The following is a 7,939-nucleotide window of genomic DNA, read 5'->3' as shown; positions in this document are numbered from 1 at the left end:
GTCCACCCGAGGAGACCCCCATGCCCCCGTCCTCGATCCTCGCGGCGCCGCCCGGCGGCACGGCCGCTCCCGGTCGCCCCGTTCCCCGCCTGCACCTCGATCTCTCCGTCTCGCACTCCGGCGGGGCACCCGCCCGGGGTGCGGACGCGCTGGTCCTGGTCTTCTGGCTCCACGTCCGCAACGACACCGCCGGTCCGCTGCACGACCTGCACCTCCTCCAGGGCGGCTTCTCGGACGGGGTCGACACCGATCTCGAGTACGACGCCGCACCGATCGTCCTGGCCGGGCCGGACGGGCGCATGGAGCCGGGCGCCGGTTTCGTCGCCGTGGCGCGGTACACGGCGAGAGTGCTCCCGCGCGCGAGGACCCTCCTCAACACGATCGTCGTCCGCGGCACCGGGGCGGACGGCGCCCCCGTCAGCGGGCGCGCCCAGGTGCGCGTCACGGTGGAACGGGAGCGGCCGCCGCGGGTCCGGTGACCGCCCCGTTCGGGTTGCGGCCCGTGCTGCGACCCGTGCCGTGACCCGAAGTGAGGGTCCGTCGACTCGAAGACCTGGCTCGGAGCGGCGAGCGGGTGATTTCCCGGTCCGCGACGGGTGAAATCCGCTCGGCACCCGCTCCCCCGGGTGCAGTGTTGCGCCTGTCGCGCCGCCCGGACGGCCGACAGGAAGGCACCACCGTGGACAGCAGGCCGGTCGAACGGACGACCATCGAGCGGGGCGTCACCCGCCGGGACCAGGACGCGAGGATCTGGCTCGGTCGCCTGGGGCTGGAGGCGAGGCCCTCCGGTCCGCTGCGCGTCGTCGCCGACGTCCTCCGGAGCGGCTCCTTCGACGTCATGCGCGTCTGGCACACCCCCGGCAGGCTCCACCGCACCGCTCCCGCGGGATCGGGAGTCCGCCTGCTCATCCCTCTCGAGGGCGAGATCGTCGTGCAGCCCGACGACCCGTCGGCGCTCGAGGTGCTCGTGCGCGTCGGATGCATCGCGTTCCTCCGCCGCAGCCACTCCTTCACGATCGTGACCGACGCCCCGAGCGCGCGCATCGAGATCGCGCTCGAGAGCCCGATGCTCGGCCTCCTCGACTGGGACGACACCGGCGCCCTCGTCACGGAGGCGGACGGCGCGGGTCGCGGCATCCTGCTCTCGACCGTCAACGCGACGTTCGGCTCGGCGCTCGACGCCGAGTCGCCCGCCTTCCCCCTCGTGCGCGCAGCGGTCGAGCAGCTCACGGGAGCCGTCCTCGCCACCTCCCTCCCGCGGGAGCGGACCGAGACGGTGCACACGCGCGCCCTCGCCCTGATCGCCGCGATGTCGACCGACGCCGGGTTGTCGGTGCACGAGGTCTCGGAACGCCTCGGCGTGCCCAAGCGCACCCTCCAGCGGGTGTTCGCGGCGAACGGCACGACGGTCTTCAACGAGATCCGGCGGGCGCGCCTCGCCACGGCTCGCGCGGTTCTCGGCGACCTCTCCACACCGCCCGCTCACGGGCACGCCCTCAGCGGCTACCTGCGCTCCCAGCGCCTCCAGCGCGACCTGCGCCGCCTCGAGCCGGAGCAGCTGGAGCAGCGGGAGCAGTAGCGAGCGCGCCACCGCCCCGACAGGTTCGACAGCCGTACCCTGGGGCGCCTGCCGTCCCCGCTCCTCGCACCGACCCCGGACACGTCACTCCCGCGAGGACGACCCACCGAGGAAGCTCCTGCCCGTGATCACCGCCGACGCTCCCGCCCGCCTCGCCGCGGCGCTCGACGAGCACCACCGGTCCCGCTCCGCCCACGAGCACGCGCCCGTCGGCGCGCAGGAGCAGCAGGCCGGGCGGTCCTCGTGACGGCCGCCACCAGCGGGGCCCGGCTGGCGCGGGCGGTGGGCGCGGGCGACTGGACCGCCGTTCAGGAGGTGCTCCGCTCCTCCTGGACGCACCTGGTGCAGAGCGAGCCCGCCGGGCTCCTCGATGCGCTCGAGCGGATGCCGGAGGAGGTGATGGACCGGTCCCCGCGGCTGCGCATCGCGATGGTGCAGCTCGGACGCGCGCTGCACGGAGACGCGTGGATCGACCCCGCGCCCGGGCGGCGGCCCCTCCCGTTGCCGATGGGCCCGGCCGATCGGATCAGCGTCTGGGCGGCGCGCGGCTCGGCCGCCCGGGCGACGGGGCGGCTCGACGAGGCCTTCCGGTTGATGGAGTCGGGGCAGGACCTGCTGAGGAGCCTCTCGCCGATCGAGGAGGCGTCCCTCTCGGCCGGTCTGCCCGACATCCTGCAGGAGTGGGCGCTCACCTGCGAGCAGGACTCCCGTCTCGAGGACGCGCTGGCCCTGCACCTCTCGGCCCACGAGTGGGCGGCGGTGATCGGGCACAGGGCGATGACGGCCGCGACGGCCGGCTCGGCCGCCTACCTGCACGCGGTCGCCGGTCGCAACGGGTCGGCAGCGGCGTGGCTCGCCCGGATCCCGGACACCGAGGGGATCCTGCGGGCACCGGGATCCGACGCCGCCCGCGTGCTGGCCGAAGCGCTGCTCAGGATCGATCACCTCGACCCCGAGGGCGCCGTCTCCCTCCTCGACGGGCTCGACGGGGCGGCAGCGGGCGAGCGCGGACCGGCGGTCGACTTCGTGCGGGCGTTCGCAGCGGCGGGGCGGCCGTTCTCCTCGCACGTGGTCCGGCGCCGCGTCGACGCGACCCTCGCGGCGGCGGGCCCCCGGAGCGGTCGCGGACGGTCCGACCTGCTCCGCGCGATCCACGCGTTCACCGGAGGACCCTCCGAGGCCGGGCCGATCGACGACGCCCGGCCGATCGACGACTCCGTCCCGCTCGTCGCGAGGATCGCCGCCGCGACCGAGGCCCTCGCGGCGAACCTGCGCGGCGACGAGTCCACGGCCCGGCGCCTCGCCGGGCCCCTCCTCGACAGCGGGGAGTCGCCCCGCGTGCTGATCACCGCGCTGCTCGCCTCCTGGGCGCACCCCACGCGCACGCTCGAGGAGGCGGCCGCCCTCGCGCACGCCCACTCGAGCTTCGGCGTGCTCGGGCTCCTGCCCGCCGACCGCCGGCGCCGGGTCGCCGACGAGCTCGCCTCGCTCGGCGACCACGACGTCGCGCGGATCCTCCGCGACTCCGAGGCGCCGCGGGCGCCGGATCTCAGCCCTGCGCACCGCGAGATCGCGTTCTCGGCGGCGCAAGGTGCCACCCTCCCGGACATCGCCGAGGAGCGGGGAGTCAGCGTGAACACGGTGAAGACGCAGCTGCGCACCGTCTACCGTCGGCTGGGCGTGCGCTCGCGGTCCGAGCTCGCGGCGGCCCTCGACGGGGTCCGGGCGCCGCGATCGGAGGCGTGACCGGCCGGGTCGGCGCGGGCCGGGTCAGCGCGGGTACGGGTCAGCGCGGGTACGGCAGCGACGCGGCGGGCCACGACGACGCGGCGAGCTCCGAGCGCAGCCGGTGGTACTGCTGCACGGCGCTCAGCGAGTCGGTGCGGAACGCGATGGCGACCGCGGCGTCGCGCCGGTAGTCGTCCCAGCCGTCGTACTGCTCGAAGACCCGATCGCCGACGCTCGCGAGGAGCTGCCAGGCGCGCTCGGCGGGCAGGTAACCGGCGACGTAGGCGTAGCGGATCGCTCCGATCGTGCGCTCGGCGTCACCCGCCAGGAGCAGGACGGGCGGCCGCCCGCCGATCGGCTGGGCCCGCTCGAGCAGGTGGAACTCGCTCTCGCCGGTGAGCGCCGAGACGCGGGAGCGCATCCGCTCGGCCTCCTCCGACGCCGACACCTCGGCGAAGCGGGCCGAGAGCGGACCCGTGGCGAGCACGTCGGCGACGAACAGCTCGACGTCCTCGGCCGAGGCGATGCGGAAGTCGCGGTCGAGCGCGGCGCGCTGCTCGCTCAGCGGCGGGATCGGCAGCTCGCTCCAGGGCGACCCCTTCGCCCCGTCCGAGAAGCGGGCCCGGAGCGGCTGGGGCAGCTCGGCCCAGGTCGGCTGGAAGGCGAGCGACGAGTTCCACCCGCCGAACGAGAAGTCGCTGATCGCGTCGAGTGCGAGCAGCTGCTGCTGCCGCGGAGTCGGCGCGGCGGCGCCCGCGTGGGCGAGGTACGACAGCTGCTCGCGACGGGGAGCGCCCGCGTCGCGGACCGTGAAGACGATCGAGCCGGCGGCCAGGCCGAGCGCGAGGCCGACCGCGAAGGTGAAGAAGGGGAAGGCCGGGTCGTCGTCCGAGCTCTGCAGCAGTCCGACCACGAATCCGACGACGCCGAACGGCACGGCTCCGGCCGTGAGGAGGAGGGCTCGCCGGACGCTCCCGCCGCCCCGCGAGCGACGGCGCTGCTCCGCGAGCCGCGCGAACCGCAGTCGGGGACGGACGGGGAACTCGACATCACCCGGGTGATTCTGCAGCGGCACGGTCGCAGCCTAGACGCCGGAGCGTATCCGGGTCGGGACGGATGTCGGCACCCTGTGGGACGCTTCGAGCATGGGACTCGCCGAAGCCCTCCTCGAGCGCGCCGACCTGCAGAAGCGGATCGAGGCCCTCCAGTCGCGGATCGTCGCGAACGCGTCCTACCAGGAGGGCGAGGCCCCGTCCGAGGATCCGGCCGAGCTGCTCGCCGAGTGCACGCGCGCCCTGGCGGCCCTCGAGGGGCTCGTCACGGCCATCAACGTCACCAACACGACGACGCCGACGCCCGATGGAGCGACGCTCACCGCCGCCCTCGCGCGGCGCGAGACCCTGCGCTCGCACCACGGCATCCTCGTCCGGGCCGCCGATGCGGCGGCCGGATCCTGGGGCAACCGGCAGATGCGCAGCGAGCTGCGCCGGCTGTCGGCCCTGCCCGTGAAGGAGCTGCGGACGCGGGCCGACGAGATCGCCCGCGAGCTGCGCGACCTCGACGCCTCGATCCAGCGCACCAACTGGGAGGCCGAGCTGATCCTCTGATGCGCAGCGCGGTGAGTCGGTAGGCGCACCCGGAGCGAGCACGCACCGTCGGGCCGGCGGTTCATCCGGCCCTCTGTCGACGCGGTGGGCAGCGTCACGGCTCCGGCCGTCACTCCTCAGCCCAGCACCGAGGACCGGTGACCGTGCAGACAGGACACCTCATCACCATGTGCTGGCCGGACGCCGAGGGCGGGTTCGGGGACCTCATCGCGCCGCTCGCGCATTCGCGCGCGCTCAGCCGAGCGCGCGCAGCTGCGCCGCGAAGACGGCGAGCGAGCGGTCGACCTCGGGCAGCGAGGGGGTGCGGTTCAGGTGGCCGTGGGGCATGCCCGCCGCGAGGTACCCGGTCGCGGCGACACCCGCCTCCGCCAGCTGACGCAGGAGGAGCTCGGCGGAGCCGCGCAGCTCGTCGAACTCGCTCACCATCACGGTGACCGGCGGGAGGCCGGCCAGCGGTGCGGCTCCGGGCAGCGCGTCGACGGGGAGGTCCGAGATCCGGCCGACGTAGTTGCGCACCATCGACTCGATGCTCGAGGTCGGGAAGCGCATCGCCGCGGGCAGCGCCAGGAGCTCGCGGGCCAGGTCGTCGTCGACGCCCGGGTTCGGGAAGTGCGCGAAGGGGTAGGCGAGCAGCACGTGATCGGGCGCCGTCGCTCCGGCGTCGCGCTCGCGCAGGGCCGTGGCGAGGGCGAGTGCGGCGCCGGCGCTGGCTCCGCCGATCGCGACGGGGAGCGCCTCCGGGGTCGCGCTCCGCAGGTGCCGCCAGGCGGCGTGGACGTCGTCGAGCGGAACGGGGTAGCGGACGCTCGCGCTCGCCAGCCGGTAGCCGACCGAGACCACGCGGGCTCCGGCGCGGCCGGCCAGCTCGGCCGACACGACGTGCGACTCCTGCATGTCGAGGTCGCCCGCCCCGAATCCGCCGCCGTGCACCCAGAGCAGCGCCCGGTCGGTCGGCTCGGCGGGCTCGTAGACGCGGAGCGGGACGGGTCCGTGCGGGCCGTCGACCGCGGTGTCCGAGACGACCACTCCCTCGGGGAGCGACCAGGGCGCGGGATCGACGGCGAACTCGGCGAGGCGGGCCGCCTGCTCCGGGTCGGCCGGGTCGAGGACGCCCTCGAGCAGCGGCACGCGGGCGGCGAGGTACGGGTCGAGCGGCAACGGTGCCTCCTGGTGGTGGGTGTGCCGCCACGCTACCGAGCGCGGCGCTCCAGCAGGATCACCCCGTCGAGCAGCACCGCGTCGTGGCCGTCCGGTCCGGCGGCGGAGCGCTCGCGGGTGCCGACCTCGCGCTCGATCCAGTCGCCCGGGTCGAGGGCGAGCTCCGAGAGCTCCTCCTCGGGCGAGGGCAGGTGCTGCAGCGCGTGCCGGTGCGCGCTCCACGGCGGGGCAGCGGCGTGCGTCACGATCGCGAACCGGCCGCCGGGGGCGACCTGCGTCGCGGCACGACGGAGGATCGCGGTGCGCGGCAGCTCGACCATCGAGTGCAGGAAGCTCGCGCAGACCAGATCGAACAGGCCGTCGACGGGCCACTCGGCACCGAGGTCGGCCTGTCGGAGGTCGACGACCAGGCCGCGGCGCTCCGCCTCCGCCCGAGCCCGTCCGAGCGCCGTCTCGGAGAGGTCGAGGCCGGTGACGCTCCAGCCCTGCTCGGCGAGCCAGAGCGCGTCGCCGCCCTCGCCGCAGCCGAGGTCGAGGGCGCGGCCCGGAGGGAGCGCGTGGACGAGGTCGACGAGCGAGGCGTTGGGCCGGCCCGACCAGATGCGGTCGGAGTCGGCGTAGCGCGCCTCCCAGTGGTCGCGTGCAGTGGTCACGGCGGTCCCTTCCCTCGGAGACGAGGATGCCGCGCGCTGGCGCACGGGGCGAGTTCCGTTGCCGGAACGGCACGATGGGTGCGGTCCGGATCGGCACGACCAGGTCGGGACCGCCGCACGGCAAGGGCTTCCGCGACGGCCGGAGCGGCGAATAGCGTCGAGTCATGGGCCTCCGACTCGAAGAGATCATCATCGACTGCACCGACTTCCGCGCACTCGGCCACTGGTGGCAGGAGGCGCTCGGCTGGGACGTCGTGGACGAGGACGACGAGGGCATCGAGCTGCTCGCTCCGTCGGGTCGCGGGCCGAGCCTGCTGTTCCTCGACGTGCCCGAGCGCAAGAGCGTGAAGAACCGCCTGCACCTGGACTTCGTGCCGGACGACCAGGACGCCGAGGTCGAGCGGCTGCTCGGGAAGGGCGCCACCCGCGTCGACGTGGGACAGGGCGAGCAGTCGTGGGTGGTGCTCGCCGACCCCGAGGGGAACGAGTTCTGCATCCTCAGCGCGCGCGACTGACCACCTCCGCCGCTCCACCCAGGCACTCGTTCTCCATGCGCCTGCATGAAAGAACTCGCAGAAGTCAAGGGTAGAACGGTCGTTCTCTCCGCTCTACGATCGGTGGTCGTGACCCCACGACGGGTCACGACGATCCGAGGAGCGACCGTGAACGCGTACGAGGGGCCCGTGGCGGCCGTCGGCAGGACGCAGGCCCAGCAGCAGCGCGAGCTGCTCGTCGGACGCGTGCTCGCCTCGCGCGGATCCGGCCTCTACGCATACGCGTACCGGCTCACTCTGTCGGAGGGGGCGGCCGGAGCGGCCCTGCAGAACGCCGTGGTCACCCTGCGCAGCGGCTCTCCGAAGGTCGTCGACGAGGCGTCGGCTCTCGAGTTCGCCCGCACCGAGATCGGCCGGGCGGGTCTGGAGCGCAGCGAGCCGGCGCTCGAGATCGGCGCCGCCCCGCGCCTCCGCGAGGAGGACCTCCTGCGCTCGGGATTCCACCGCCGCCTGCACGCCCTGCCCACCCTCCAGCGGCAGTGCTGGCTGCTGCGCCACACCGGCCGCCACGACATGGAGGAGATCGCCGCGATCCTCTCGATCCCGGAGGACGCTGTGCGCTCGTCGCTCGCCGCGGCCGCGTCGGCCCTGGTCGAGGGCGAACTGGCCGAGGCGGAGGGCGCCGAGTAGGCGCCCCTCCGCGCCACCGGGAGGTGCCCG

Annotated in this window: 10 protein-coding genes; 7 read left to right on the top strand and 3 right to left on the bottom strand. The window is 74.8% G+C overall.

Annotation, left to right across the window (positions count from 1 at the left end):
- The 4 genes from NB037_RS10370 to NB037_RS19885 all read left to right on the top strand — a co-directional run.
- A partial coding sequence (locus tag NB037_RS10370) for a hypothetical protein (protein WP_251945580.1) occupies positions 1-479 on the top strand: 479 nt, incomplete at its 5' end.
- 200 nt (positions 480-679) lie between these two features.
- A complete protein-coding gene (locus tag NB037_RS10365) occupies positions 680-1,579 on the top strand; it encodes a hypothetical protein (protein ID WP_251945579.1) in 900 nt (299 codons plus the stop codon).
- Positions 1,580-1,703: 124 nt separating this feature from the next.
- Entirely contained in the window at positions 1,704-1,826 is a 123-nt protein-coding gene (locus NB037_RS19570; RefSeq protein WP_279308785.1) for a hypothetical protein, read from the top strand.
- Positions 1,823-3,325 carry a helix-turn-helix transcriptional regulator gene (locus tag NB037_RS19885; RefSeq protein ID WP_251945578.1) on the top strand — a complete coding sequence of 501 codons (1,503 nt, stop codon included), beginning with the start codon at positions 1,823-1,825 and terminating at the stop codon, positions 3,323-3,325. Before NB037_RS19570 ends, NB037_RS19885 begins: the two co-directional genes overlap by 4 nt.
- Before the next feature lie 40 nt (positions 3,326-3,365).
- On the opposite strand, the gene NB037_RS10355 is transcribed toward NB037_RS19885, so the two are convergent.
- Positions 3,366-4,382, bottom strand: coding sequence for a DUF1266 domain-containing protein (locus tag NB037_RS10355; protein WP_251945577.1), 1,017 nt, complete (start codon positions 4,380-4,382; stop codon positions 3,366-3,368).
- A gap of 70 nt (positions 4,383-4,452) precedes the next feature.
- Here NB037_RS10355 and NB037_RS10350 point away from each other — a divergent pair, with 70 nt between their 5' ends.
- Positions 4,453-4,914 carry a DIP1984 family protein gene (locus NB037_RS10350; protein WP_251945576.1) on the top strand — a complete coding sequence of 154 codons (462 nt, stop codon included), beginning with the start codon at positions 4,453-4,455 and terminating at the stop codon, positions 4,912-4,914.
- A gap of 234 nt (positions 4,915-5,148) precedes the next feature.
- Here the strand turns inward: NB037_RS10350 and NB037_RS10345 are convergent, their stop codons facing one another.
- Together NB037_RS10345 and NB037_RS10340 are read right to left on the bottom strand one after the other, a co-directional pair.
- Positions 5,149-6,072, bottom strand: coding sequence for an alpha/beta hydrolase (locus NB037_RS10345; protein WP_251945575.1), 924 nt, complete (start codon positions 6,070-6,072; stop codon positions 5,149-5,151).
- A 32-nt stretch (positions 6,073-6,104) separates the two neighbouring features.
- Positions 6,105-6,725 (bottom strand): class I SAM-dependent methyltransferase, encoded by a 621-nt coding sequence (locus NB037_RS10340; RefSeq protein WP_251945574.1) that lies wholly within the window; start codon positions 6,723-6,725, stop codon positions 6,105-6,107.
- 164 nt (positions 6,726-6,889) lie between these two features.
- Between NB037_RS10340 and NB037_RS10335 the strand changes: the two genes are divergently transcribed.
- Together NB037_RS10335 and NB037_RS10330 are read left to right on the top strand one after the other, a co-directional pair.
- A complete protein-coding gene (locus NB037_RS10335) occupies positions 6,890-7,240 on the top strand; it encodes a VOC family protein (RefSeq protein WP_251945573.1) in 351 nt (116 codons plus the stop codon).
- Between the two features lie 108 nt (positions 7,241-7,348).
- The gene (locus NB037_RS10330; RefSeq protein WP_251945572.1) at positions 7,349-7,909 is read left to right on the top strand and encodes an RNA polymerase sigma factor; all 561 of its coding nucleotides are present in this window, start codon (positions 7,349-7,351) and stop codon (positions 7,907-7,909) included.
- Positions 7,910-7,939: the final 30 nt, after the last annotated feature.

Origin of the sequence: Rathayibacter rubneri, from assembly GCF_023743255.1 — a bacterium.
GTDB lineage: Bacteria > Actinomycetota > Actinomycetes > Actinomycetales > Microbacteriaceae > Rathayibacter > Rathayibacter rubneri.
The sequence above is the reverse complement of the archived record's forward strand: the minus strand, read 5'-3'. Positions and strand labels throughout refer to the sequence as shown.